The following is a 26720-nucleotide window of genomic DNA, read 5'->3' as shown; positions in this document are numbered from 1 at the left end:
ACATAGCTTGAAAGACAAATACCCGTCTCTTATTTTTATTAAATTGGCGAATTGTGGTATAGTTCTACTCTTTGAATCCGAAGTTATGAGGGACAGTGGTTCCATGAGCGAGATTGCCAGAGAAATCACCCCAGTCAATATTGAAGAAGAGCTGAAAAGCTCGTATTTGGATTATGCAATGTCCGTTATTGTCGGCCGTGCACTTCCAGATGTTCGAGATGGACTGAAGCCAGTACACCGTAGAGTCCTCTTTGCGATGAATGTATTGGGAAATGATTGGAATAAACCCTATAAAAAATCTGCCCGTATAGTCGGGGACGTTATCGGTAAATACCATCCACATGGTGATAGCGCTGTTTACGAGACAATTGTTCGTCTTGCTCAGCCTTTCTCTATGCGTTACATGCTGGTAGATGGTCAGGGGAACTTTGGTTCGGTTGACGGGGACTCCGCAGCCGCAATGCGTTATACGGAAATCCGTATGGCGAAAATTGCCCATGAGTTACTGGCGGATCTTGAAAAAGAAACCGTAGATTTCGTTCCAAACTATGATGGTACAGAGCAAATTCCTGAAGTCATGCCAACGAGAATCCCTAACCTACTGGTTAATGGCTCGTCAGGTATTGCTGTCGGAATGGCAACCAATATTCCGCCTCACAACTTAGGCGAAGTAATTAATGGTTGTCTTGCCTATATAGAAGACGAAGATATTAGTATTGAAGGCTTAATGGAACATATTCCAGGGCCAGACTTCCCAACTGCGGCCATTATTAATGGTCGTCGCGGTATTATCGACGCTTATAAAACGGGTCGTGGTAAGGTGTATATCCGTGCCAGTGCCGAAGTTGAGGTTGACGAAAAAAATGGCCGCGAAACCATTATTGTTAGCGAAATTCCTTATCAGGTGAATAAAGCACGCCTGATTGAAAAAATCGCTGAATTAGTCAAAGAAAAACGTGTTGAAGGTATCAGCGCATTACGTGACGAGTCGGACAAAGACGGTATGCGTATTGTGATTGAAATAAAACGCGATGCAGTGGGTGAAGTTGTTCTGAACAACTTGTATTCATTGACTCAATTACAAGTGTCTTTCGGTATTAATATGGTGGCTTTACACCAAGGCCAACCAAAAATTCTAAACCTGAAAGATATCATCGCTGCCTTCGTTCGCCACCGCCGTGAAGTGGTGACACGCCGTACGATCTTCGAATTGCGCAAAGCGCGTGATCGCGCACATATCCTTGAAGCATTGGCTATTGCATTAGCTAACATTGACCCAATTATTGAGTTAATCCGTAAAGCACCAACGCCAGCTGAAGCAAAAGCGGGGCTGATTGCACGCTCTTGGGATTTAGGCAATGTTGCCGCTATGCTTGAACGTGCAGGTGATGATGCAGCGCGTCCAGAGTGGCTTGAAGAGCAATTTGGTGTTCATGATGGTCAATACTTCCTGACTGAACAACAGGCACAAGCGATTCTTGATTTACGTCTGCAAAAATTAACGGGTCTTGAGCACGAGAAATTACTGGAAGAGTACCGTGAGCTGTTAGTGCAAATTGAGGCACTACTGTTTATCTTAAGAAGCCCTGAGCGTTTAATGGAAGTGATCCGCGAAGAATTAGAAATTATTCGCGATACTTACAATGATCCGCGCCGCACTGAAATTACCGAAAACACCGCTGACATCAACATCGAAGATCTTATCAATCAAGAAGATGTCGTTGTTACTTTGTCTCACCAAGGTTATGTGAAATATCAGCCATTGTCTGATTACGAAGCACAGCGTCGTGGTGGTAAAGGTAAATCAGCTGCAAGAACGAAAGATGAAGATTTTATTGAGCGCTTATTAGTCGCGAATACTCACGATACCATTTTGTGTTTCTCAAGCCGTGGTCGTTTGTATTGGATGAAAGTGTATCAATTACCTGAAGCTAGCCGTGGTGCGCGTGGCCGTCCTATTGTTAACTTATTGCCACTGGAGCAAGATGAGCGTATTACAGCTATCTTACCTGTACGGGAGTACGAAGAGGGTTATACTGTCTTTATGGCAACCGCAAGCGGTACTGTGAAGAAAACCCCTCTGCAAGACTTTAGCCGTCCAAGAAGTGCAGGTATTATTGCCGTGAACCTCAATGAAGGGGATGAACTCATTGGTGTAGATTTAACTAATGGTTCTAATGAAGTCATGTTGTTCTCTGCTCAAGGTAAAGTCGTTCGTTTCTCTGAAGATGCAGTGCGTGCGATGGGTCGTACCGCAACGGGCGTTCGTGGTATTAAATTAATGGACGACGATAAAGTTGTTTCTTTAATTATTCCACGTGGTGAAGGGCACATCTTAACCGTAACAGAGAATGGTTATGGTAAGCGTACTGAAGAAGCGGAATATCCAACAAAATCTCGTGCAACTCAAGGTGTTATCTCCATTAAAGTGAGTGAGCGTAACGGGAACGTTGTGGGTGCGATTCAAGTTGATGATACTGACCAAATCATGATGATCACGGATGCGGGAACCTTAGTTCGTACTCGTGTTTCTGAAGTGAGCATTGTGGGCCGTAATACACAAGGTGTTACCTTGATTAGAACGGCTGAAAACGAAAAGGTTGTTGGATTACAGCGTGTTGCTGAGACTGAAGATGATGAGAATGCAGATGAAAGCACCGACGAAAATGGTGCTGATGATGCAAATATCAACGATCAAGAATAAACAACGCCTTTAAGCGATATAACGGGCAGCACGGAAATGGCTGCCCGTTTTATTTATCTTCCATAGAACTATCTATTTTATTCCTTTTCATGTTTATCGTTTTTTAATATTGTAATCGAGTATAATTCGCTGTTGTGATAACGCATAATTAGGAAGACACTTGAGATACTTACCCTCATTTAAAACATCATTAAGATTGTCCCGGGATCTTTTTCGTATCCTTGGATTGATGTTATGGGGCATGGGTGCCTTTATTACATTATTTTTTCTCTATTCTCAATTTAATGAATACAAATCGGATATTCGTCAGCAATTCCATTCAGGTTTTGAAAGCTTACAATCGTATATTCAACAAACAGGTGAAACGCTACAAGCTATCCAATCCATGACAGAACAGCATCGGATTAAATTGGATAGGTATAAAAATTTAAATGAAAATGAGCCTGAATTTATGACATTACCTGGCTCAGTAAATTACTCTTACTATAAGTTAACGCTAAATTCTGATTGTGATTATTTTCAATACCGTTCTCAGGGGTATTTACTGGCTTTTGAACAACTAAATTATTTTTGGAAAGAGAGTATTGCAGTACCTCAAGGATTGAATCACGTTTTTGTCATTGGCTCCCAAAGTTATTGCTTAGTGGACTATCCAATTCGTTCGACGGTTTCTGATATTGAGACGCTCAAAAAGGTTGGTTATGAAAGTGCGCACTCTTACCAAAGTCTAAAATCACAAGGTAAAGAGCGTAATATATATACTATCGTACATGGTGCACAACCTGATAATGGCCAAGTTTATTTGATCCAACCGATTCAAAACCAGGGAGCTGTGACAGGGTTTATCGGTATTGAGCGTGCGATAAATTTAAATCAATTTAATATCAGCAAAGATAAATCCATCGAAATCATGGTGGTAAATTCCCATAATCAACCTGTTTTATACTCGTCAGCAGAGGTCAACCCGAAAAATTCAGCATTGTTGGCGATTGCGGAGCCCTCATTCTTTGGTTTTAATTCTGATTACTCAAAACTCATTTTTAAAAAACGGTTATTACCTGCACAACTCACTGTTTTCTTTTCAATTCCGACGTCCGAGATTTTATCCAACCTTGAAAGCACTATATTTTATGGCGCGATGCTAAATATTTTTACTGCGGTTTTGCTATTTTTTTTGATTTGGCTGCTTGAAAGAAAAATGTTAGAACCTGCAGCGAACACCGCTATTCGCTTAGAAGAACATGAACAGTTTAATCATAAAATTGTTGCGTCAGCACCTGTTGGGATTATTATTTTAAGGTTAACGGATGGCGGGAACATACTGAGTAATGAACTTGCACACGATTATTTTAGACTGCTTAATGATGATGACAAGCAGCGAGTTTTGACGATCATTCGCCAAAAAACGAGTAATTATATTGATGTTGTGACCACCAACGGAACTCACTTACAAATTAGCTTCGTAAATTCTCGATATCAAAACGAAGATGTGGCGATCTGTGTGTTGATAGATATTAGCATCCGTGTACAAATGGAAAAATCACTGCAAGATGTTGCGGATGCAGCAGAACAGGCGAACCATGCTAAATCGATGTTTTTGGCAACAGTGAGCCATGAATTAAGAACGCCGCTGTATGGGATCATTGGAAATATTGAATTATTACAACGTTATGAGTTATCAGAGAAAGCAACTCGCTTAGTTTCTACAATGGATAATTCCTCTGCATTATTATTGCAAATTATCAGTGATATTTTAGACTTTTCTAAAATTGAATCTAAACAACTTAAAATTGAAAATAAACTATTCAATTGTCGAGACGTTTTTGCCTTTGTATTAGCGAATTACCTGCCATTGGTATCGAAAAAAAGAATTTCACTGTATTCATATATTGAGCCTGATATCCCTGATTTGATATTGAATGACTCAGTGCGGTTACAACAAGTGGTCTCTAATATTGTGAACAACAGTATTAAATTTACCCATTCAGGTTTCGTCTTGCTCCATGTTTGGAAAGATAATAATTATTTAAAAATTGAAATCCGTGACTCAGGAATTGGTATGACTAATGCGGTTGTTATGCAGTTGTTTGATCCATTCTTTCAAGTTTATGATCAAAATAACACGGGCCATAAAGGTACAGGGTTAGGATTAGCTATCTGTGAAAAATTGATAAACTTGATGGATGGGGATATGGAGGTGAGTTCTCAGCATGGTCTCGGAAGTTCCTTTATTATACGTATTCCATTATATGGGCAAGAATATATTCAAAAAAATATACCTGAATATCGCGCAAATTATAAAATCGCCGTCTCGTGTAAAAATGAATTTTTGATGAGTTTTCTGTCACGCCTACTCAAACATGCTGAATTTTCCGTAGTCACTGGGAATGATATTGATACACAGAAGGCTTATGACCTACTCATCACTGATTTTACTGACACAATTTCAGTACAGAGCCGTTACCAAATCAGGCTTTTAAGTTGCTATGCAGGAGAGTTTTATGAGGCTCAGCCAAATGAGTGGATTTATAATACTTATCAATTAGATAAGCTACCGCTACTTATTGATAAGTGGTTAGTTAAAGTTGCAGAAGAAAATATAAAGAATCAGAATATTCATGAGCCTATTGAAGCGGATTGTCGATTGAGTGGGTATCATGTTTTAATTGTTGATGATCATCCAATTAACCGAATGTTATTGAGTGAGCAACTTGCCAGTATTGGTTTTAGTACAAGCACTGCAGTTGATGGTATTGATGCGCTTAAGTATTTGAAAAATAACCGTGCAGATATCGTTTTATCAGATGTGAATATGCCCAATATGGATGGATACCAGTTGGCTCAGGAATTACGACTTTTAGGGGAAACATTACCGATTATTGCATTAACCGCTAATGCAATGGCAGAAGAAAAACAACGCTGTATTGATGCAGGGATGAACGAGTGTTTATCTAAGCCAACAACTATTGCAATTTTGCGTGAAACACTTATTCAATTTTGTTAACGTAATGAATAAAAAATAAAAACCCGCAATCGGGTTTTTATCGTTTAGATGGGCTGATAAGCCTTATTCGGAAGGAGAATTATCAATACTCACCGATGAGAGATAATTGAGTAGTGCAATATCATTTTCTACACCCAACTTCAGCATCGCAGATTTTTTCTGGCTACTGATTGTTTTAATACTGCGATTCAATTTCTTAGCAATTTCCGTGACTAAAAAACCTTCTGCAAATAAGCGTAAAACTTCACTTTCTTTTGGTGATAAACGCTTGTCACCATAGCCACTTGCATTAACTTTCTCGAGTAATTTGCTGACGCTTTCAGGTGTGAATTTTTTACCTTTTTGTAAAGCCGCAAGCGCTTTTGGTAAGTCTGCAGGCGCACCTTGTTTTAAAACAATGCCTTCAATATCCAGCTCAAGAATAGCACTTAAGATAGCTGGGTTATTATTCATGGTCAGAACAATAACGGAAAGGTCAGGATAGTGGCGTTTAATGTATTTAATTAGTGTAATACCATCGCCATATTTATCACCTGGCATAGATAAATCAGTAACTAGAACGTCAGCATTTAAGCGCGCTAAGTTATTAATCAAAGAGGTTGAATCTTCAAACTCACCTACGATATTCACCCATTCGATCTGCTCAAGTGACTTTCGAATACCGAAAAGAACAATAGGATGATCATCGGCAACAATGACATTTAGGTTATTCATATTATTGGTTACCTTCTGGCATTAGTTTTTTGACTGAATTATCCAGGTCTCTAATGCAATTTCTTATTTCAATTCCGTTTTTATCTGCTATGTAGTGTTCTAAGTCCTCGCAAAGTTTATGAAGAACTGTAAATTCGAGCATAGCAAAAACTCCTTTTAAACGATGTGCAGTGTTTTTCAATTCGGCTAAATCCTCAACACTTTCACTATTATACAGTTTATTAATATCTATCGGTACTGTTGTGATGAACAAATCTCGATAACCGCTTTGTGCCAAAGCAAATTGATATGCCGCAATCGCTTTTTCTGTAGTGGCTAAAGGTTCATCAGGTAGAGCTATTTCATTAATATTACTGCTATCGGTATTGGCATTTTCTATTAATAAAGAAATCGCATCAATCAGTTCATCTGCAAAATTGTAGTTAGCTTCAATATAATTATGATTAACTTCATTTATTGAAGTGATACTTCCGTCAACTTTAAGTGTATATTCAAACGCTTCTTCATTGTTATCCGTGATGAGTAAATCCCAATCTGATTGGGCTGAGCTTTCGCTTAAATCAAGAAATTCAGCACCGTAGTTTGACAGTGTACCTCTTACTATACGAGAGATGTCTGCATTATGGATATTTAAACGAATGTACACATCTTCTAATAGTGCAGGGTATTCATGCTCGATAGATTCATTAATGGCAGGCAGTGAAAGTTCATAATGTGTTCCAATCGCAGTACTTGAGCGAATAGAAAGCGTGCTGTTCATCTTTTTTGCCAACAATTTGCATAAATAGAGTGCCATTCCTGAGCGCGTAAATTGTGCTGGTTTAACAGTTTGCGCACTAAACGGATTTTGCAGATTACTCAGCTCTTGATTACTCAAGCCTGTACCGCTATCTCTAATATTGAGAGAAATAATATGTTTCTCTGTATCATAAGATAGCGTGAATGAGATCTTTCCAAAAGAGGTTGTGACAAGAGAATATTCCCAAATTAGTTGTAAAAAGTTTTGTAGGTATATAGGGTTTACTTCAATTAGGGACTCTGGATTTACATTGTTATGGAAATAGAGCGATAGACCTTTATTATTGATTTTCGATAGATTGTTCTTGAGAAACTGGTTGATCAATTGACTGATTGAAATTGCCTCAGGTTTGAGAGAGGTTTTCTGTGACTCTAATTGGTTAAGAAGTTCAATATTATTAAACCAAGAATGAATTGTAATTAATTGATTTTCAATCTCTTGTAGTATGGATAGTTCACTAGGGTCAGTAGGTTGTGTTAACTGAGAGAATTGTAATTCCAGCGCTGACAGTGCGGGTAAAATTTCATGACACATATTTTCAAGTACAACTTTGCGCATTTGAATATTTTTTTGATATTCACGCATTGCGAGTTCTTGGCGTTTTTGCGTCAAAACCTCTTTATCTTTATCCATAATAATAAAGAGTGCGGCATTAGGCATTGCGTCATTTTCTACGAGTACAACTTCGAAGATATTATTTTCTATGGAGACTTGAATAAAATCATGGTTATCTATGGCCATTTCTTTTATGTGAGCGAGATCCATTGAAGGTAATAGCTGATTAGCAAGATTATTACTGAGGATTTTCGTGTTGGTATTAAAATCGTAAACCAAGATCCCATAAGATATATGACTGATGATATCGTTATTCAGTGACTCTTTAAACTGGAGCTCCTGCAGCATGGATGTGTTCGGTGAAATCAAACGCTTACGTAGGAAAAGTAGCGTTAATACCGCTAAAAAAATCATGGCTATCATGCAAGCAATTAGCCAAAAGTTATAGCTAATAAGATGAAAGATAATCGTTTTTAACGAAATATGATAATAAAGCTGATAGGGAGTGCCGTCTATTGGTTGTGAAAATATAAGGTTTGTTCCCATTAATGTGGTATTGGTTTCAGGGCCCAGTGTGCTAGTTGGGCGAGAGTTTATTGTGAAGAAGTCGCCATCTAATGAAGAAGGAATCAATGAATTCATCGAAATATCAAATGATATAACACTGGTTAATTGCCCTGGTGAATTAAACATCAGTCGGTATGTATAGTAATATACATTTTCAGGGGAGTATTTTTGTACGTTAGAGATGATTTCCCGTCGGTCAAGTAATGTGGACTGAGCTAGCATGTCGGCGCGTTTTTCTTCCGCCGTGAGTGTTAGATAGCTTTCTTTGAAACGCAATTCAGGTTTTAGAACGGAATGCGTGGTCACAAGAACTAAAGTGTTATCTAACCCATTTAGGTAATACATGGAGTTATATTCATTTCTTGCCCCCCAAACGATCTCCATGTAGTTAGCTAGTTTAGTTGCGAGTTCATTATTGGTGGCTTTATTTGGCCCGAATACAATGGCATCTAAAGTTTGGTTGGTGCTAGTCAACCAATAAATATCATGGCGTATTTCCATCGCGGAAAGAGGGGTATTTGCAGAGACGTGTGATTTATCGTTAGCAAGTTTATAAATATGACTTGCTTGATAACGGTAGTCTTCAATTTGATAGGCTAACCTAGTTGCCATGCTATGAAGTGCAGTTTGGCGGCTTTTTACCCATTCTTGATAGTAGTTAAAAAGTGATAACGAAAGTATCACAACTAACAGTAAAATAAATGTCGCAAAAATGCGTGAAAGGGCATTTGGTTTTAATAATGTTTGTCTGTACATACTCGAGCACGCGATCCCATCGGCAAATTTATTATTAGATTAAAAATCATACGCCTAGAGTACTAGTAGACTCCGATTTTGCACAGATATTACCATTTTTCTTGGTAAAATGAGAACAATTGAGTGAAGATTAGCCAAATGAATTAAAAAAAGCAATTTTTTTACTTTCGGGGGTAGACAAGGAGGTCAGATTCCTCCATAATCGCGCCCCATGGAGAGATGGCCGAGCGGTCGAAGGCAGCGGTCTTGAAAACCGCCGATGGGTAACCATCCTAGAGTTCGAATCTCTATCTCTCCGCCAAATTAGCCGGCTTAGCTCAGTTGGTAGAGCAACTGACTTGTAATCAGTAGGTCACCAGTTCGACTCCGGTAGCCGGCACCAAATAAGAACCCGTTAACTTGAAAAAGTTAGCGGGTTTTTTCTTTTTAGTTCTCTGTATAATTACAACACACTAAGTAGTAGTTGCGCCATATTTGTGTCGTCGTATAACATCAGTTTATTACTCCATTTTGCATGCTCAGCAAGATGATTTAGTACTAAGCATGTCGCTTTTTAACCATTAAAGCCTGTAGGGAAGTGGGATTTAATTTAAGAAATGCAATAAAATGAGCGAATTTCTGTTGTTATAAAGCATAAAAAAATCAAGAGATGCTTTAATGCTTAAAGTTCTTCTTGCAGATGGCAAAGCGGAACCCAACCTTCTTGGTTTTTACTATTTTTAGCCCAAATCCATTGATTGATTTCCCGTGTGGATGTGAGTGTTTCACCAGTAACTACATTAAGCTCTAATGCAGTGTAATCTTCAATTGCAATGGCAGACTTGGAATCAATAAGCTGGATGATTTGCTTAGGAACAAAGCCTTGTAGGTTATTAAAACGGCATTCTAACCAATTCTCCCACCCTTCATCTCCGATATATTCATCACCGACAGACAGAATATCCCCTTTGCAAAAATGTATAGGGTTAGGGAATTCTGAAATATGTGATTTAACGACAGTAAATTTACGCATTATTTGTAGTCTCAAATTTTGAACATAGCGCGGTACTAACCATTTATAGTCTAATTTAAACGTAACTAAAAGAATAAGAATGAAAATTTGTATTGTAGGTACATCGGGAGTTGGTAAAACAACGTTAGCAAAAAAACTGTCTAAGGAATTTAATATTTCACTATACAGTTATGATGATATTTATTGGGATAAAAGCGGAGGGGAATACCACAAAAATACCCAAATTATTATTAATTCTTTGGTTTCAAATGTATTGTCACAGGATAAATGGATAGTTGAGGGGGCATATGACAAACGACTTTTGCCATTTTTTAATGACTCCATGTTAATCATACATTTAAAAAAGCCACATCATGTTTGTACCACTCGGATTATAAAACGTTTCTTATTGGCACGTATAGCGAGGACACAACCAAAAGAAACGTGGAAAAACACTTGCGAGTTATTGTACTTTACTAAAGAATTTGAATCTCGATTAGAGGCCTTTTTTGCCTTACACCCTGAATTTCATGCAAAGAAAGTCATTATAAATCGCAATAATTTATGTGTGATTGACATTGTTAAGCTTTTCAAAGGTACCTAATTAATGTCACTTCTTAGTATTGACTGGCTCTGAGGAAGAGAAAACAAATTATCAATATTGGCTAAAAAAATAGCCCCTGGTGTTGGGGCTTAAAAGGGATGGTACTACTAGGATTAACTCATAGAATTAGTTATACGCGAATGAGCGTCATTTTTTGCAAGTGATAGTTAAAATTAAATTAAGTTTTGTAAAGTAATTAAAGGTAAAGGAAATCACGTTAGGCTCAGAGGTGGTATCGGTGATGGGCAATGGTCTTGCTTATAGTTATGGTCGAAAGGGGATGAGGTATTAAGATATTGGTGCAGTGAAAATATAAATTTCATTGCGTATTGAAAATAGATATTTTTAGTTAAAAATTAATTTTCAATAATAAGTTAAATTACCTATTTTATTTTTAATAAAGAAAAGCTTCGTTAGATGACGAGGCTTTTTTTGTTAGAACCAGCTGTGTAGCATAAAATAGGATAATGAAAATACAAAAATTACCATTAGGTGTTGAAGCACCTTTAAAAATAAAAGAAATCTTCTTATTTGATTCATTTTTTCCTGCTCAGACTAACAAATATACGAAATACTTAGTGCAAGATTTATAGCGTAGTTAAGATATCAATAAAGTTCCAATGACTAAAGGTAAATTATTTAAAAAAATAAAATAAAAGAAAGAAATAGGTATATGTAACTAGTGTTAAAGATATCTTAAATATATATAGAAAATATTGTTATAATGAATGCGTAAGGGAAAATATTCTAGACTTGTATTTTTTTAGAAAATGATGCCCTATCTAATTGTCAGAGAGGGCATCATTGTAATAGCTTATTTATATTTTGAATTAAAAGGTACTTTCATACTCACGTGCTTTTTTGATGTCGTAATTATGTTCCCATTTAGCAATAACGAGAGCGGCCAATGCATTGCCAACAACGTTAAGAGCAGTACGTGCCATATCTAAAATACGGTCAACACCTGCAATGAATGCAAGGCCTTCCAATGGGATCCCAACACTGCCTAATGTCGCAAGTAGTACAACGAATGATACACCAGGAACGCCTGCAATACCTTTTGACGTGATCATCAGGGTAAATACGAGTATCAGCTCTTGGCCTATGGATAATTCAATACCATAGAGTTGGGCGATAAATATTGCTGCAATACTTTGATATAAAGTGGAGCCATCGAGATTAAATGAATAACCGATAGGAATAACAAAACTGGTTACAGATTTTGGTGCGCCGTACTTCTCCATTTTATCCATAATGCGTGGAAGCACAGTTTCAGAGCTTGCTGTGGAATAGGCCAATAGGAGCTCATCTTTTAATATTTTCATTAACGTGAAGATATTAATTTTGCAATAACGCGCAACAATTCCTAATACCACCACAGCAAAGAAAATAATTGCACAGTGCACAAGAATAACCAATTTAAGTAATGGGACTAATGATGAGAACCCAAAGTTTGCAACGGTGACTGAGATCAATGCGAATACCCCGATTGGTGCATACATCATGATCATATTAGTCACGCGGAACATGGTTTCAGAAAATGTTTGTAACACATCAAGCAGTGGTTGTTTTTTCTCAGCGGGTAAAGATGACAGCCCTAAACCGAAGATAACTGCAAAAAAGATGACAGGGAGCATGTCACCACTTGCCATCGCAGCAAAAATATTGCTAGGGACTAAAGTGAGAATGGTATTGATAATCCCTGATGGATGACTTTCGACTTCTTGTGTCGTTTTTTCGTATTGAGAAATATCGACTTGGGTGAGTTGAGACATATCAATACCAACACCCGGTTGAAATATATTTGCGAAGGAGATACCAACAATAATGGCGATTGTGGTAATCACTTCAAAATAGAGAATGGTTTTGAAACCGAGAGAACCTAATTGTTTTGTATTTCCGACACCAGCGATACCCACGATGAGCGTTGAGATAACAATGGGCACAACGATCATTTTAATTAACTGAATAAATATTTTACCCGCGGGAGAAAGGATATTTAAAATAAGCCAATCTTTGTACTCTGTATTGTCATGCAAAAGTGCACCAGCAATAACACCTAAAATAAGAGCAATCAGTATTTGCCATCCTAGGCCAAATTTAAAGGGCTTCTTATTAGTCACTTGGTTTAATGTCATAATGAAATCTCATTTATATTAATATTTTTTATGTATGCTTTTTTATTATCGTAAATTTTATAACGAATATTCGAGAAAACTACAACTATTAACTCGATTTATTTGAGTAATTTCAATGGGTAATTTATATCAATTCGTTACTTTTGTTAAATAAGTAGCCTTAAAGTCAATTAATTGTGATGATTCTGTGTTTGATGTAAATTCTTGTGGCGTGAGAAAGTTAATTTTCGAGTTACATTAAAAAAATGAAAGTGTTTTATTCTGGTTGGTTTTACGTTAAAAATAAGTTAAATGCGTAAGGGGGGGAAACTAAATTGGATGAAAAAACAAACAAAAGTACTTTTTTTATTACATACCGATATAAATGGAATATTAAAATTAAAGATATGAATGTGATTAATTAACAATGCAGAGTTTTCTACTCGATAAATTTAAACTTATTTTGCTGTAATATTCGTAAAAATTTTTATTGTGGGAATAAGATGATTCACTCAAATTTTTGTAATGTAAAAAATTTAATCTGGGGGTAATTCAAAGAGGGGGGAACAGCGTTAATTTGGTAAAACAAGAAAATTAAAATGAAGTTTGGCTGCGTTTATAAGCTGCCAATAGTGTTCTTTCAGATAAATCAAGGTAGCTGCGTAAGGTATTTGCAGCTTCAAGGTTGTGGCCTTTATCGAGTAGCTCAAGAATAAATTGGTTTTTATCAATATAGGGTGCATATAAAATTTTGGGGTCATTTAGGTGCCCAAAAGCGAGACGTAATTCAGCAGATATATTACGATAAAGTTTGATAAGCCGCTCGCTATCGGTTAATTCGACAATAGCAGTATGAAATTTCATATTGGCTGTGCCCACACCAATCCAATTCTCGATTTTTTCATGTTGACGCGCATCAACAACTGCATCTTTCATTTTTTGCACGGCAGGATGTAACGCATAAGCGTGTTCTAGTGCATTACATTCAATGAGCCGTCTCACATGGTAAATATCAATAATCGCAGCCATATCAGGAACTGACACAAAAACGCCCTTATTTGGTGCATAGGTCAGTAATCCTTCTTGTGTTAATACACGAAAGACTTCGCGAAGCGTATTACGTGAAATAGCGAGTTCATCACTCAATGTTGCTTCAGACAGCCGCTGCCCTGGCGTGATTTCCCCTACGGTGATTTTAGCACGGATGACTTCCGCAATCGTGACTGACAAGGTTTGAGCAACAGGCGTTTTTTTCATAAAAATGCAAACTTGAATTTGGTGGATGATGAAGCGGCTATATTCACATATTCAAGTTTAAGCGGCAAGTTTCCTTTCAAAAACATCAGGGTGCATCCCCTGATTTGCACCTATATGGTGAAAAATAGCCTAAGCCGCACTGAATTAGTGCATTCCAATGAGATCCATAACCTATTTTTTGCTTTCATTGTTAAAAAAGTGATCACGCCTTGATTTTTAAATCATGGATAACGATTTTTATTGATTGTTTATTCGTCATCTCATACTAATTGTTCAACAATCCATTAAAGATGAATTAACAATTAACATAACAAGTAGAACAATGGCACGATAATTGCCTGAGTGATAATCGCAATAACAACATCTACAACGACACAAATAATTAAAACAATAACACATAGAGGAGTATGTATATGGCAGCTCAAGAAAGCGCACCAAGCACTGCTGAGTATGTGAAAAGTCGCCGCTCGTCACTAATTGGTGCCATATTTTTGATGGCGACGTCTGCGATAGGTCCTGGGTTTATTACCCAAACTGCAACATTTACTGTAACGTTGGGCGCGGCATTTGCTTTTGGTATTTTAGCCTCCATCGTGATTGATTTTGTTGTGCAGCAAAATATCTGGCGAGTCGTGACATTAACCAAAATGCACTCATCACAAATAGCGAATGCGACTATCCCTGGGAGTGGTTATTTACTGGCAATATTGGTGATTTTTGGCGGCTTAATTTTTAATATCGGTAATATTGCAGGGGCAGGACTAGGGTTAAATGCACTTGTTGGCCTTGACCCAAAATGGGGAGGATTAATTAGCGCCTTACTTGCCATTTATATTTTCTCATCACGCAAAGCCAGTACATTTATTGATAGGTTAATTATTGGCCTCGGGATTGTCATGATTGGTTTAACCGTGTTTGTCGCAATTGCATCGAATCCACCCGTTGGGGAAGCGCTACGTCAAAGTGTTTTACCCGATACCGTCGACTTTGCGATGATTACGACAATTGTGGGCGGTACGGTTGGCGGCTATATCTGTTATGCGGGGGCTCATCGCTTACTCGATAAAGGCACGGTAGGGATTGAAAACATTCATGTGGTATCCAGTGCGGCAACAAAAGGAATATTGGTTGTTGGTTTAATGCGCTATGTCTTATTCCTTGCCATTCTAGGAGTTGTTGCAAGTGGCGTAACAATTGATATCTCTGGTCATGCAGCTAACCCCGCATCTCAAGCTTTTCAGGCTGCTGCAGGTAATTTTGGCTTACGTATTTTTGGATTGATCTTATGGGCTGCGGCACTAACAAGTGTGATTGGTGCGGCTTATACGTCGATGAGTTTTTTAACTGCTTTCAAACACACTATTTCTGAAAGACAACGTAATATCGCAACGATCATTTTTATTGCAGTTTCTCTGATAGTGTATTTGCTGATGGGAACGGCACCTGCTGCATTACTGGTTTTTGCGGGGGGATTCAATGGATTAATCCTGCCAATTGGTTTGACTCTTTTTGTCTATATTGGCTGGAAACGTGCAGATTTGATGTCAGGTTATCACTATCCACGTTGGTTATTATGGTCAGGTGTGGTGACTTGCGCACTGACTTGGTACATGGGGGCGATGTCAGTCAGCGCCATCTTTAATTATCTGAAATAACCCTTGGAGTGATGATGAAAAAACAAATCGATTTAAATAGCGACCTTGGGGAAAGTTTTGGTCAATGGCAGATGGGAAATGATGAGGCTATCTTATCTGTAGTCAGCAGTGCAAATGTGGCTTGTGGCTTTCATGCGGGTTCACCTGAAGGGATCTTAAAAACCTTAAAAGCGGCCAAAGAAAATGGTGTGGCAGTAGGCGCTCATGTAGGGTATCCCGATTTAGTGGGATTTGGACGTCGAAATATGGATATTGCTTCCAGTGAATTGATTGCGGATGTGATTTACCAAATTGGCGCACTAAAAGGCTTAGCCACTGCTGCGGGCACTGATGTGTTATATGTGAAGCCCCATGGTGCACTTTATAACACGATTGCACATGATAAACGCCAAGCTATCGCAGTGATTGATGCAATCAAATCGATTGATAATCAATTAATTCTTGTTGCATTAGCGGGATCTCCGCTGGTTGGTTGGGCACAAGACAGTGGTTTGCAAGTTGTGGCAGAAGCCTTTGCAGATAGAGCTTACAACTGCGATGGTACATTGGTTTCCCGTAAACTCGCAGGCTCTGTATTACATGACCCGAAAATTGTGGCTGAGCGTATGTTGCAATTAGTGCAGGAAGGCGGTGTTGTATCTATTGATGGTAAATTTACCCCAATTGATGCTGGCTCCATTTGTGTTCACGGGGATAGTCCAGGTGCGCTTGAAATGGCACAACAAGTTCGCTCTATCCTTGAAAAACAAGGGATTGAAATTTATGGCTTTGCCCATAAAGGAGAGCGCGAATGACACAATTAATGAAAGCCTCTACGCAAGCGATTGAGGCCGCACGAATTGCCCGCGAAGCGATACGTAATGGTTATGATAAACCGACTGCAGGTCTTGCTCCAGGTATGACGCAGGCCAACATGATTGCACTTCCTCGTGATTGGGCGTTTGATTTTTTATTGTACGCACAACGTAATCCGAAAAGTTGCCCAGTCTTAGATGTGTGTGAATCGGGAAGTTGGCAAACCATGTTAGCTGAAGGTGCAGATTTACGAACTGATATCCCGCGTTATCGCGTATGGGAACATGGGCAATTAGCCGATGAAATCACGGATGCGACCGCAATTTATCGACAATATCCTGATTTAGTTACATTTTTGATTGGCTGTAGTTTCACATTCGAGACACCTATGATTGAGGCAGGTATTGATGTGCGCCATATCACCGATAAATCGAATGTCCCAATGTATAAAACCAATCGCTTGTGTCGCCCTGCAGGGCGCTTACAAGGGGAGTTAGTGGTTTCGATGCGACCAATTCCTGCAAACCGCGTTGCTGATGCTGTCAGTATAACAGGGCGATTCCCCGCCGTTCACGGTACACCTGTGCACATTGGTGCTCCTGAGCAGCTTGGCATTGCCGATATAATGCAACCCGATTTTGGCGATGCGGTACGTATCGAAGAGGGGGAAATTCCCGTATTTTGGGCCTGTGGTGTGACGCCACAAGCGGCAGTGATGAAATCGGGGGTGCCATTTGCGTTAAGCCATGCGCCTGGATATATGTTCATCACTGATGTGCCTGATGCGGCTTATCATATATAGAGGTGCCCATTGAGATTTTTACCTGTCAATTTAAGTGCGCTGATGGTAGAGCTTCAAAGCCTTGAGCAGACAATGGCGCTCACAGATTCATTGTATGAAACGCCAATTAAGGGGATTGAAGAAATCACACCTGCAGCAAGGACGATTTTAGTTCGCTATAACCCTATCATTGTTAATGCGAAAAATTTGGTTAGCCAGATTTCTGTCAGAGATATTTCGAAAGTGACGTCTAAATCGAGCAAATTAGTGGTCATCCCAGTGCATTATACAGGGGAAGATTTAATAGAAGTTGCTGAAATATTAGGTGTTTCTATCAGTGAAGTGATCCGTCGTCATACGGAAAATGAATACCACGTTGCATTCAGTGGTTTTGCACCTGGTTTTGGTTACATGGTGTCGAAAGATGCACAGTTGCATGTCCCTAGACGCCAATCACCACGCGTTCGTATCCCCGCGGGTTCTGTCGCGCTTGCAGGGGAGTTTAGCAGCGTGTACCCACAAGCAAGTCCAGGCGGATGGCAGCTGATTGGTGTGACAGATCTTGCTATGTGGGATATCAATCGTCCCGAGCCTGCTTTAGTCCAAGCGGGCTCACGGGTGAATTTTACCAATGCAGCGAAAAGTACGCTGAGCTATAGCCTGCCTGAAAAGGTCAAGCAAACAGCAATCTCTCAGAATTTAACGAATGATTTCACCGTATTAGCGACAGGGTTACAAACATTATTCCAAGATTTAGGCCGTGTTGGCCAATCAGCGCTGGGTATCTCAGAATCAGGGGCTATGGATAAAACGGCTCTGCGTAGTGCTAACCGCCTTGTGGGTAATCGTTCCGATGAAACAGTGTTAGAAATCACGCAAGGTGGTTTTAAGGCACGGGCAAATAAAAATTTAATCGTTGCTGTCACAGGGGCGCCTTGTGCAATTGAAATAACGACAAACAACAACGAATACTACGAAGCGAATGTGTATGAAACTCTTCATCTTGCTAAAGGCGATGAGATTAAACTGGGGCGCCCAACGAAAGGTGTTCGCAGTTATTTGGCCATTCGTGGTGGTTTTAATGTTGCCCCGATTTTATCGAGTCGTTCGTTTGATACCCTAGCCCAAGTTGGGCCATTACCCTTAGCCGTTGGTCAAGAGCTCGCAATAAATAATCAAACAACTTCGCAAGCTATCTCCGTTAACGAAATGCCTGCTTTTGATTACCCATCAGCAGATGATGTTGTGGTTTTAGATGTTATTTTGGGGCCAAGAACAGATTGGTTTACTCAGGAGGCTATTGAGCGACTCACTCACCAATTATGGCAAGTGACTGCTGCATCGAACCGTATTGGTTTGCGACTTCTGGGTGAACAACCGTTTGAGCGAAAAATCCAACAGGAATTACCGAGTGAAGGGACCTGTATTGGGGCGATCCAAGTCCCTGCAAATGGACAACCTGTTTTATTTTTAAACGACCACCCATTGACGGGCGGATACCCCGTTATCGGTACTGTCTGTGAGTATCATTTGGATCTCGCAGGGCAAATTCCAGTGAATGCCTTAATACGTTTTAACCCATTAGGCGAGTTTAAAGAATTACAAGGGAGTGATTGAGCTTATGAATACGAACAACAATAACAAAGACCATAAAGTATTGATTGCCAATCGTGGCGAAATTGCTGTACGCATTATCCGTGCTTGTCGTGATTATGGTTTTCAATCTGTTGCCGTGTATGCAGATAGCGATATAGCTGCGTTACACGTCAAAATGGCTGATGAAGCTTATGCTTTAGGGGGGAGCACCCCAGCTGAAAGTTACTTAAATATTGAAAAGCTGATAAGTATTGCCAAGAAATCAGGGGTAACAATGGTTCACCCAGGATACGGTTTTTTATCCGAACGAGCAGAGTTTGCTCGCGCGGTTAACGAGGCAGGGTTAATTTGGATTGGCCCGAGTGCTGAAAGCATTGATATCTTAGGGGATAAAGTGCAAGCTCGTCATATCGCAATGCAGGTCGGAGCCCCTTTGGTTGTCGGGACAAAAGACCCTGTTAAAGACGCACGAGAAGTGGTGGAGTTTGCCCATCAACATGGCTTGCCGATTGCAATAAAAGCGGCGTTTGGCGGTGGTGGACGCGGCTTAAAGGTTGCATGGCAAATGCATGAGGTCGAAGAGCTTTATCATTCCGCTGTGCGCGAAGCGACCGCTGCATTTGGTCGAGGTGAATGCTTTGTTGAGCAATTTTTGCATAATCCACGCCATATTGAAGCACAGGTTATTGCAGATACGCATGGCAATGTACTGGTCGTGGGAACCCGCGATTGCTCATTGCAACGTCGTAATCAAAAATTAGTCGAAGAATCTCCTGCTCCATATTTATCAGAAAAGCAATTACAGCAAATTATCACTTCATCGACCGATATTTGTCGTAAGGCGGGGTATGTCGGCGCGGGTACGGTTGAGTTTTTGCTTAGCCAAGATGGAACGTTATCTTTCCTTGAGGTCAATACAAGATTACAAGTTGAGCATCCTGTGACAGAAGAAACAGCAGGAATTGATCTGGTTATTGAACAGTTGCGTATTGCACAAGGCCTGCCGTTAAGTATCAATGAAATGCCTAAACCGCGGGGGCATGCTTTTGAGTTTCGTATAAATGCAGAAGATGCAGGAAATGGTTTCTTACCGACGCCAGGGACGATTACCGTTTTTGATGCACCATCAGGGCCAGGTGTACGAGTGGACAGTGGGGTAGAAGCAGGCACAACAATCCCGCGAACTTTTGACTCTTTAATGGCAAAACTGATCGTGGTTGGAAATACCCGTGAACAAGCTATTTCACGTGCTCGTCGTGCTTTGGCTGAGTTTACTATTGAGGGGGTGGCTTCTGTTTTACCTTTCCACCAGGCCGTGATGGAACAGGCTGATTTTTGTGGCGATTTTAAAGTGCACACTCGCTGGATTGAAACGGAGTTTAATGTGGATATTCCTCCTGCGGCACGTCAAATTCCACAAGATAGCAATGCATTAACGCGTACGTTTATTGAAATTGATGGCAAACGCTGTGAATTGGGCTTGCCAGCTGAGCTCCTTTCTGGTTTATCCGTTAACAATGCACCAGTAACAAAAGTGACTTCTAAAAAGGAGAGTAATCCAGATGCTGTTAATGCTCCGATCTCAGGTGTGTTATTTAACTGGTTAATCCCACAAGGTGAAAAAGTGAATGAAGGGGATATTATTGGGGTAATGGAAGCAATGAAAATGGAAGTTCAGGTGCTTGCTCATCAAACAGGAACTTTAGAACATAGTGTCAATAAAGGCGATTTTATCGAAGCAGATTGCCAAATTGCACAAATAAATTAGTTAATCCTTTAGCTAACTTGGGTTCAAATAGGGGCTCAAGTTAGCGTGAATGGCGTTCTGGCAGTGAACGTAGAGGGGGATGCGGTGCTGGAACAGCATGTTTTTCTTCCGCAGTCATTTCTTCGCTGTCACGATAGACCTCCCCGCAGAGGAAATACAGATTAGGGCGTTTTGACTCGAGGTAGCTTTTTCTGCTAACACATTGTTCTTGAGTGAAAATGGTGTCAGTGACAGGGAGTGCATCACATGAATCTGTCCCGCAAGGGCTGACCCATAATGCCCAACCAATAAGTACCATATGTCCTGCCATTTACATTGCCATCCTTAATGAGAGCCAATATTAAACGCTGAAGAATTATTAATGTGGCGTCGTGTACTTAAACGCGTTAGCTATACAATTATCTTATCAGTGAAATTCTAACATTAGCTTAACCAAATGTATCTATTTCCTCTTGATAAACAGATGTCCTCACATTAAATAACAAAACATGAAAATTGAAAAAGTTTAAACCTATTATAGTGATAGATACAATAATTTACCTCAGGTATAAACAAGCTAATTTGTTAAATTGTGACAAAAAATGTTGTGCAATTTTTTAGCGTTAGGTCTCAAAAAAACAAAATAATTTGCTGTGAATTGCTGTTTTTAGAGTTTAACTCTGTTAATTAATACGATTATTAACTAGGATTACGATAACGTCTAATAAGAAAATCGATAGGAATATACGATGAATGCCATGGAAGAAGTGCTTTCATTTTGGTTTGAAGAATCAACACCAAAACAGTGGTTTGAAAAAAGTACAAAATTTGATTCGACGATTGCCCGCCGTTTTTCAGCGATTTGTGAGCGTGCAGCGAAAGGAGAACTCGCTTATTGGCGTGCGTCAATTCGTGGTCGTTTAGCGGAAATTATCGTGCTTGATCAGTTCTCTCGTAATTTATGGCGTGATACTCCGCGCGCTTTTGCTCAAGATGCGATGGCGTTAGCGTTAGCGCAAGAAGCCATCAAGCAGCATGATTATAATTTATTGACGCTATCGCAACGTAAATTTGTCTTAATGCCTTATATGCACTCAGAGTCCAGTTTCATTCATTTACAAGCGGTGGAACTCTTCCGTATGTTAGGGGATGACAATACGTTAGATTATGAAATGCGCCATAAAGCGATTATTGATAAATTTGGTCGTTATCCGCATCGTAATACGGTTTTAGGCCGCCCATCGACCCAACAAGAGCTGGCTTTTTTGCAAGAGCCAGGCTCCTCATTTTAACGTTTAAATAACCAAAGAGCAGGCAGCTTGAGCTTACTCTTGGGTATAATAAAATTAGCGGAATAACTCAACCTGAATTGGTGTAAGTTCAAGTTGTTTTTGTAAGTCAGTTAAGTAGACTTCAGTGACCTTGGCGATATTTGGGTAGAAGGCGTTTTCTGTTTGCGTTTGTTGAACTAAGGTTAAGTAGCGGTATGCCCACGGTAATAAGTGCTGCTCCAACAATTCAACGATAGCGTCATCTTCCCCATGTTCTGCGAGCGCTGAAATTGCCATCAACATCAAGCCAAACTGGTCTTCAGGTTCTCGAATGCCAGTATCAGTAACTAACCCTTTTGATTGCAGTAAGTTGCGATAAGCCGCAGTTGACTCTCCCATGACGGTATTATCATGCTCAAAGTACACTGATCCCCAAGGTGGAGCAGGCATGCTACCTTGCCCTTCAAATAAGACAGAGTAATCATAAGCAATATCATTAGGGGCAGTTTGTGCCAATGAAGCACAAATAGCCTGAATTTGTTCTGAGTCTTTCCATGAGTGTAATTGTGGTAATTCACCTAAGGCGGAATAGACGTTCTGTAAGGTATCTGATTGTGGGGAATAGTAAAAAAACGCACCTAAAATGCGCAGTATAGTGGTGTCTAGCATCGTATTTTATCCATCTTATTTCGCGCTGCAGCATGGCATTTTAATCTGATTACGTTCAATGATATTGTTGCAGAGTAATTTTGGCATTTAATCAAAGAACGCCAAAAGGCGTCCTTTGATAGGTCATTTTAACACAGTAACAACAAAGGGTTACATGGTGATTTGCCATAAATTATAGAAAGCAATGCGACCCGCAAGTTCAGCCAGTAAAACCGCTGCCGCACAGGTAGCTAAGGTCGCTTTCGGTGCGCGTTGTTTCAGTGCGATACCAACAAATGCAGCTAAGGCAATAGCTAAAACAACCACTTGGAAGCCCCAGAAACCTGTTTGCTCGCTACTGAGAACAGGGCCTGTTTCTGTTAGGAACGCTTGATATCCCGCTCGGCTGGCAAAAATAGCGAACGTACCGATAAGAAAAGCAGCAATGCCTAATCCGCGAGCACCAATGGCAATGGCAAGTGCACCACCCCCAACGAGCATGGTCATCCACATTTGCAGTGTGGTATAGCCCGTATTCCAGTTTGCGATTGTTGCAATGTTATATACCTGTGGGATTGACCAGACAAAGGCTAATCCAGATACCACAGCCGCGATATTCGCCAATTCACGCAAGACGGTATTTTTGAAGAACAATGTGAAAAACAAGGTTGCTGCTGCACATCCAACAAATACACCACTTAAGAAGGCTTCGTTACTCATTGGAGAACGACCAACACCTAACAGCATATTAAAGAAGCGCAGTGGTTGACCTACGTGCAATCCACCGATAACTAAACCAATAAGCATAATAACAAACGCAACGATATTCGCCGTTTTTAACTGTTTGTCATCGATGGAACCCATTTTGCGGCTTAAATAGGCCAACAAAAACAGCCCCGCAGCGGATTGCCCTAAGACGGTGAAAAAAACTAATGGTAATTCATGCATTTTACACCTCCGCAGGGTTTTTTAGTTCGCCACTTTTATCACCAAATGGCTTCGCGTCTTTATGGGGTTTGATGACAATGTTCGGATTAGTGAAGCTTGGGTCTGGCATTGGTGCAATCCCACACTCTGTGCCATGTAACTCACGCAGAACATTAATATCATCAAAGTCTAAAGCGCGTTGTGGGCAGGACTCAACACACACGGGCTTCATACCTTTTGCGACACGCTCATAACAGCCATCGCATTTGCTCATCAGTTTTTTCTTCTCATCAAATTGCGGGGCACCATATGGGCAACGCAATTCACAATAACGACAACCTACACAAATAGACTGATCAACAACTACTAGGCCATCTTCTTCTCGCTTATGCATTGCACCTGTTGGGCAACCCGCGACACATGTTGGGTTTGAGCAGTGGTTACAGGAAATTGACAGATAATAATTAAAGACATTCTGCTGCCAAATGCCATCTTGTTTTTGCCAACTACCGCCGCCAAATTCGTACACACGACGGAATTTAGGGCCTAAATCTAAATCTTTTTCGTCCTTACAACTGACCTGACAGGTTTTACAGCCAGTGCATTTTGTGGAGTCAAAATAAAAGCCATACTGTTTCATGATTTAACTCCTTAAGCGCGTTTAACTTCAACAAGGTTAGTATGCTGTGGTGTTCCTTTTGCCAACGGAGAAGGCACGTGAGAAGTCAATGTATTGATACAACCACCAACATCTAAACCTTCACTATTTAGAGTACGCCATGCACCCTGTGGAACAGCAATAACACCAGGTAAGACACGCTCAGTGACTTTGACTTTAATTTGGATACGGCCACGGTCATTGAAAATTTCAGCCAGATCACCATTACTTAAACCACGTTGCTGTGCATCAATTGGATTGAGCCAAAATTGGTGTGGGATGGCTTCACGCAGCATCGCAACATTATAATAAGAGGAGTGTACGTGGCCTTTATCATGGAAGCCTGTCATTAATAAAGTGTGCTTTTGGTCTTTAGCTTGTGCTTCAACCCCTTCTTTATTCACACAATATTCAGGAAGAGCAGGGATGCGCTGGCCTTCTGGCAACTCCCAGTTTTTGACTCTTTCAGCTAATTTTTCCGAGTAAATTTCAATTTTTCCAGATGGTGTTTTTAACGGATTGTTAATCGGGTCATCACGGAATTTTTTCAGTGCAATATTTTCGCTACTATTTAGGAACTTACGGTCAATGATACCCGCACCGTCTGTTTCACTAAATTCAGGTAGATGTGGCATTTTTTCACGAGTCTTGTTGTAACAGAACTCAATCCACTCAGCGTAAGTACGGCCTTCCGTGAACTGTTCTTTAACACCCATTTTTTCAGCGATTTCGGCTAACACATCATAGTTAGGACGGTTTTCCCATAACGGCTCAATCGCGTTTTGTAAGCGTACAAGATAATGATACGCACCGCTTGCATAGGAGTTATTAATCAGGTCGTTAGTTTCAACCGTAGTGACATCAGGTAACAGCAGATCAGCATATTTAGCGGATGGGGTATCATGGTTATCCCACACCAAAATAAACTCACACTTAGACTCATCCGAGAGAATTTCATGCGTTTTATTCAAATCACCGTGCTGGTTGCCAATGACGTTACTGGAATAGCACCACATAAATTTGATGTCATTTTCCAGTTTATCGACGCCTTTAATACCAGCATTTTCTGCAGTCAGTTCTTTACCTCGTACAATGGCTTCAGACCACATGTAGGTTGGGATCAACGCTTTCACAGGGTTAGGTAGCGCAAAACCTGCAACAGGATAAGCGTAGCTATTACCCCATAAACCAGTGTTAGTTCCTGCTCGGCCAATGTTACCTGACATCAATGGCAGCATCATGATAGAACGACATGCTTGTTCGCCATTTTCAGTGCGTTGTAAGCCCCAGCCCTGTGAGATCCAAGCGCGGTTTGCATTGCCAATTTCACGTGCTAATTGGGTAATACGAGCAACAGAGATACCTGTCAGTTTACTTGCCCACTCAGGGGTTTTAACAATACCATCAGGACCATTACCTAAGATATAATCTTTGTATGATCCATTACGCGGTGCAGAAGCAGGAAGTGTAGACTCATCCCAACCGATGCAATAATTTTTCAGGAATTCTTCGTCAGTTAACTCTTCTTGGATCATCACATAACCCAATGCAGCGACTAATGCAGCATCCGTGCCTGGGTAAATAGGGATCCATTCAGCGCCCAAAGTTGTGACACTATCCGTGCGGCGAGGGTCAATAATAATGACTTTCGCTTTACTTTTGTCTAAGGCATTGAGTGTTTCATAGAATTGGCCACCACCAGACATCCGTGTTTCGGCGAGGTTATGCCCAAACATGACGACTAAATCAGAATTTTGGATTTCAGATAAATAAGACTCTTCAACGCTACCATATACGTATGGTGTAATTTCCATTAATTGAGCGTACGAATAAGTACCGTAGTCACCTAAAAAACCACCCGTTAAGCTAAGTAAGCGTTTACACGCTGCGCGACCATGCAAATTGGCGCCTGTAGAACCTGAACCGTATTGGTAGTAAATAGCATCACTGCCATATTTATCAATGGTATATTTCAGTTTTTCAGCGATGATGGTGGTGGCTTCATCCCAAGTGATTTTCTTGAATTTACCTTCACCTCGTTTACCCACACGCACCATTGGGTATTTTAAGCGGTCTGGGTTGTAGGTTTTCCAACGTACAGAACGTCCACGCAAACATGGACGGATTTGGTGCTCGCCTAATGTGGAGTCATCGTACATTGTTTCGTTAGAAATACGGCTGATAACACCGTCTTTAACGTGAACCTTCAGAGGGCAACGACTTCCACAGTTAACTAAGCATGCGCTATAACTGATTTTTTCACTGACTTCGTCAGGCATGATTGCTGGTGCTTTTGCTTGAGCAGAAAAGGGGAGAGTGATTGAGCCTGCTACTGCGGCGACACCCGCAACAGTTGCGGAGGTTTGTATAAACTCCCTCCTGCTCAGTTCTCCAAATTGAGTATTATTTTTAATTTTATGCATTGACATTGCCTATATGTAAATAACAACACGACTTTCTTGTTTTATATGTTAAAAAAAGTCTCTGTTAAGTGACATGACGTACATCAATGTTACTGCGGATAAATTAGATGTATTCATATAATTTATAAGGTTTTTTTTTGAACTAGAACTG

Annotated in this window: 19 protein-coding genes and 2 tRNA genes; 11 read left to right on the top strand and 10 right to left on the bottom strand. The window is 40.1% G+C overall.

The window, feature by feature from the left end:
* Positions 1-103 precede the first annotated feature (103 nt).
* Together gyrA and rcsC are read left to right on the top strand one after the other, a co-directional pair.
* Positions 104-2704 (top strand): DNA topoisomerase (ATP-hydrolyzing) subunit A, encoded by a 2601-nt coding sequence (gyrA, locus tag PSF27_RS15785; protein ID WP_272539634.1) that lies wholly within the window; start codon positions 104-106, stop codon positions 2702-2704.
* Between the two features lie 160 nt (positions 2705-2864).
* Positions 2865-5708 (top strand): two-component system sensor histidine kinase RcsC, encoded by a 2844-nt coding sequence (rcsC, locus tag PSF27_RS15780; RefSeq protein ID WP_272539633.1) that lies wholly within the window; start codon positions 2865-2867, stop codon positions 5706-5708.
* Between the two features lie 63 nt (positions 5709-5771).
* Here the strand turns inward: rcsC and rcsB are convergent, their stop codons facing one another.
* Together rcsB and rcsD are read right to left on the bottom strand one after the other, a co-directional pair.
* Positions 5772-6422 carry a response regulator transcription factor RcsB gene (gene rcsB, locus PSF27_RS15775; RefSeq protein WP_206082322.1) on the bottom strand — a complete coding sequence of 217 codons (651 nt, stop codon included), beginning with the start codon at positions 6420-6422 and terminating at the stop codon, positions 5772-5774.
* A 1-nt stretch (position 6423) separates the two neighbouring features.
* Positions 6424-9099: a phosphotransferase RcsD gene (gene rcsD / locus PSF27_RS15770; RefSeq protein ID WP_272681854.1), complete on the bottom strand. Its 2676-nt coding sequence runs from the start codon at positions 9097-9099 to the stop codon at positions 6424-6426.
* A gap of 213 nt (positions 9100-9312) precedes the next feature.
* On the opposite strand from rcsD, the gene PSF27_RS15765 reads away from it, so the two are divergent.
* Both PSF27_RS15765 and PSF27_RS15760 read left to right on the top strand, forming a co-directional pair.
* Positions 9313-9400 (top strand) — tRNA-Ser (locus tag PSF27_RS15765).
* A 5-nt stretch (positions 9401-9405) separates the two neighbouring features.
* A tRNA-Thr gene (locus PSF27_RS15760) sits at positions 9406-9481 on the top strand.
* A gap of 279 nt (positions 9482-9760) precedes the next feature.
* Here PSF27_RS15760 and PSF27_RS15755 read toward each other — a convergent pair.
* Positions 9761-10111, bottom strand: coding sequence for an SH3 domain-containing protein (locus PSF27_RS15755; protein WP_272539631.1), 351 nt, complete (start codon positions 10109-10111; stop codon positions 9761-9763).
* Between the two features lie 79 nt (positions 10112-10190).
* Here PSF27_RS15755 and PSF27_RS15750 point away from each other — a divergent pair, with 79 nt between their 5' ends.
* The gene (locus PSF27_RS15750) at positions 10191-10694 is read left to right on the top strand and encodes an AAA family ATPase (protein ID WP_272681853.1); all 504 of its coding nucleotides are present in this window, start codon (positions 10191-10193) and stop codon (positions 10692-10694) included.
* An 830-nt stretch (positions 10695-11524) separates the two neighbouring features.
* Here PSF27_RS15750 and gltP read toward each other — a convergent pair.
* Together gltP and PSF27_RS15740 are read right to left on the bottom strand one after the other, a co-directional pair.
* Positions 11525-12832 (bottom strand): glutamate/aspartate:proton symporter GltP, encoded by a 1308-nt coding sequence (gene gltP / locus PSF27_RS15745; protein WP_206082318.1) that lies wholly within the window; start codon positions 12830-12832, stop codon positions 11525-11527.
* A gap of 573 nt (positions 12833-13405) precedes the next feature.
* Entirely contained in the window at positions 13406-14068 is a 663-nt protein-coding gene (locus PSF27_RS15740) for a GntR family transcriptional regulator (protein WP_272574084.1), read from the bottom strand.
* A 413-nt stretch (positions 14069-14481) separates the two neighbouring features.
* Here PSF27_RS15740 and PSF27_RS15735 point away from each other — a divergent pair, with 413 nt between their 5' ends.
* From PSF27_RS15735 to PSF27_RS15715, 5 genes are read left to right on the top strand one after another with little or no spacing between them, the layout of a single operon-like run.
* Entirely contained in the window at positions 14482-15723 is a 1242-nt protein-coding gene (locus PSF27_RS15735; RefSeq protein ID WP_206082316.1) for an NRAMP family divalent metal transporter, read from the top strand.
* A 14-nt stretch (positions 15724-15737) separates the two neighbouring features.
* Complete coding sequence (locus PSF27_RS15730) at positions 15738-16517, top strand: LamB/YcsF family protein (protein WP_272681852.1); 780 nt, start codon at positions 15738-15740, stop codon at positions 16515-16517.
* The gene (locus PSF27_RS15725; protein WP_206082314.1) at positions 16514-17320 is read left to right on the top strand and encodes a putative hydro-lyase; all 807 of its coding nucleotides are present in this window, start codon (positions 16514-16516) and stop codon (positions 17318-17320) included. Before PSF27_RS15730 ends, PSF27_RS15725 begins: the two co-directional genes overlap by 4 nt.
* 9 nt (positions 17321-17329) lie before the next feature.
* Complete coding sequence (locus tag PSF27_RS15720) at positions 17330-18916, top strand: 5-oxoprolinase/urea amidolyase family protein (RefSeq protein WP_272539628.1); 1587 nt, start codon at positions 17330-17332, stop codon at positions 18914-18916.
* Positions 18917-18920: 4 nt separating this feature from the next.
* The gene (locus PSF27_RS15715; protein ID WP_272681851.1) at positions 18921-20663 is read left to right on the top strand and encodes an acetyl/propionyl/methylcrotonyl-CoA carboxylase subunit alpha; all 1743 of its coding nucleotides are present in this window, start codon (positions 18921-18923) and stop codon (positions 20661-20663) included.
* Positions 20664-20703: 40 nt separating this feature from the next.
* Here the strand turns inward: PSF27_RS15715 and PSF27_RS15710 are convergent, their stop codons facing one another.
* Positions 20704-20973, bottom strand: coding sequence for a hypothetical protein (locus PSF27_RS15710; RefSeq protein ID WP_206082311.1), 270 nt, complete (start codon positions 20971-20973; stop codon positions 20704-20706).
* A 418-nt stretch (positions 20974-21391) separates the two neighbouring features.
* Here PSF27_RS15710 and PSF27_RS15705 point away from each other — a divergent pair, with 418 nt between their 5' ends.
* Complete coding sequence (locus tag PSF27_RS15705; RefSeq protein WP_206082310.1) at positions 21392-21934, top strand: DUF924 family protein; 543 nt, start codon at positions 21392-21394, stop codon at positions 21932-21934.
* A 54-nt stretch (positions 21935-21988) separates the two neighbouring features.
* Here PSF27_RS15705 and PSF27_RS15700 read toward each other — a convergent pair whose 3' ends face one another.
* The 4 genes from PSF27_RS15700 to PSF27_RS15685 all read right to left on the bottom strand — a co-directional run bounded on the left by PSF27_RS15700 (position 21989) and on the right by PSF27_RS15685 (position 26569).
* Positions 21989-22582 (bottom strand): TorD/DmsD family molecular chaperone, encoded by a 594-nt coding sequence (locus PSF27_RS15700; protein ID WP_206082309.1) that lies wholly within the window; start codon positions 22580-22582, stop codon positions 21989-21991.
* Between the two features lie 150 nt (positions 22583-22732).
* On the bottom strand, positions 22733-23509 hold the full coding sequence (locus tag PSF27_RS15695) for a dimethyl sulfoxide reductase anchor subunit family protein (protein ID WP_206082308.1): 777 nt from the start codon (positions 23507-23509) through the stop codon (positions 22733-22735).
* A 1-nt stretch (position 23510) separates the two neighbouring features.
* Positions 23511-24128 (bottom strand): DMSO/selenate family reductase complex B subunit, encoded by a 618-nt coding sequence (locus tag PSF27_RS15690; RefSeq protein WP_206082307.1) that lies wholly within the window; start codon positions 24126-24128, stop codon positions 23511-23513.
* Between the two features lie 11 nt (positions 24129-24139).
* Entirely contained in the window at positions 24140-26569 is a 2430-nt protein-coding gene (locus PSF27_RS15685; protein WP_206082306.1) for a DMSO/selenate family reductase complex A subunit, read from the bottom strand.
* Positions 26570-26720 lie beyond the last annotated feature (151 nt).

This window comes from Providencia sp. PROV129 (assembly GCF_028482245.1).
In the GTDB taxonomy this organism is placed as follows: Bacteria; Pseudomonadota; Gammaproteobacteria; order Enterobacterales; family Enterobacteriaceae; genus Providencia; species Providencia vermicola.
The sequence above is the reverse complement of the archived record's forward strand: the minus strand, read 5'-3'. Positions and strand labels throughout refer to the sequence as shown.

Excerpts from the sequence above, each read along its gene's own strand:
- PSF27_RS15690 (WP_206082307.1), bottom strand. The coding sequence starts at position 24,128 with ATGAAACAGTATGGCTTTTATTTTGACTCCACAAAATGCACTGGCTGT.
- PSF27_RS15705 (WP_206082310.1), top strand. The coding sequence starts at position 21,392 with ATGAATGCCATGGAAGAAGTGCTTTCATTTTGGTTTGAAGAATCAACA.
- PSF27_RS15700 (WP_206082309.1), bottom strand. The coding sequence starts at position 22,582 with ATGCTAGACACCACTATACTGCGCATTTTAGGTGCGTTTTTTTACTAT.
- PSF27_RS15710 (WP_206082311.1), bottom strand. The coding sequence starts at position 20,973 with ATGGCAGGACATATGGTACTTATTGGTTGGGCATTATGGGTCAGCCCT.
- rcsB (WP_206082322.1), bottom strand. The coding sequence starts at position 6,422 with ATGAATAACCTAAATGTCATTGTTGCCGATGATCATCCTATTGTTCTT.
- rcsD (WP_272681854.1), bottom strand. The coding sequence starts at position 9,099 with ATGTACAGACAAACATTATTAAAACCAAATGCCCTTTCACGCATTTTT.
- PSF27_RS15740 (WP_272574084.1), bottom strand. The coding sequence starts at position 14,068 with ATGAAAAAAACGCCTGTTGCTCAAACCTTGTCAGTCACGATTGCGGAA.
- PSF27_RS15750 (WP_272681853.1), top strand. The coding sequence starts at position 10,191 with ATGAAAATTTGTATTGTAGGTACATCGGGAGTTGGTAAAACAACGTTA.
- PSF27_RS15695 (WP_206082308.1), bottom strand. The coding sequence starts at position 23,509 with ATGCATGAATTACCATTAGTTTTTTTCACCGTCTTAGGGCAATCCGCT.
- PSF27_RS15755 (WP_272539631.1), bottom strand. The coding sequence starts at position 10,111 with ATGCGTAAATTTACTGTCGTTAAATCACATATTTCAGAATTCCCTAAC.
- PSF27_RS15735 (WP_206082316.1), top strand. The coding sequence starts at position 14,482 with ATGGCAGCTCAAGAAAGCGCACCAAGCACTGCTGAGTATGTGAAAAGT.
- PSF27_RS15730 (WP_272681852.1), top strand. The coding sequence starts at position 15,738 with ATGAAAAAACAAATCGATTTAAATAGCGACCTTGGGGAAAGTTTTGGT.
- PSF27_RS15715 (WP_272681851.1), top strand. The coding sequence starts at position 18,921 with ATGAATACGAACAACAATAACAAAGACCATAAAGTATTGATTGCCAAT.
- gltP (WP_206082318.1), bottom strand. The coding sequence starts at position 12,832 with ATGACATTAAACCAAGTGACTAATAAGAAGCCCTTTAAATTTGGCCTA.
- gyrA (WP_272539634.1), top strand. The coding sequence starts at position 104 with ATGAGCGAGATTGCCAGAGAAATCACCCCAGTCAATATTGAAGAAGAG.
- PSF27_RS15725 (WP_206082314.1), top strand. The coding sequence starts at position 16,514 with ATGACACAATTAATGAAAGCCTCTACGCAAGCGATTGAGGCCGCACGA.
- PSF27_RS15685 (WP_206082306.1), bottom strand. The coding sequence starts at position 26,569 with ATGCATAAAATTAAAAATAATACTCAATTTGGAGAACTGAGCAGGAGG.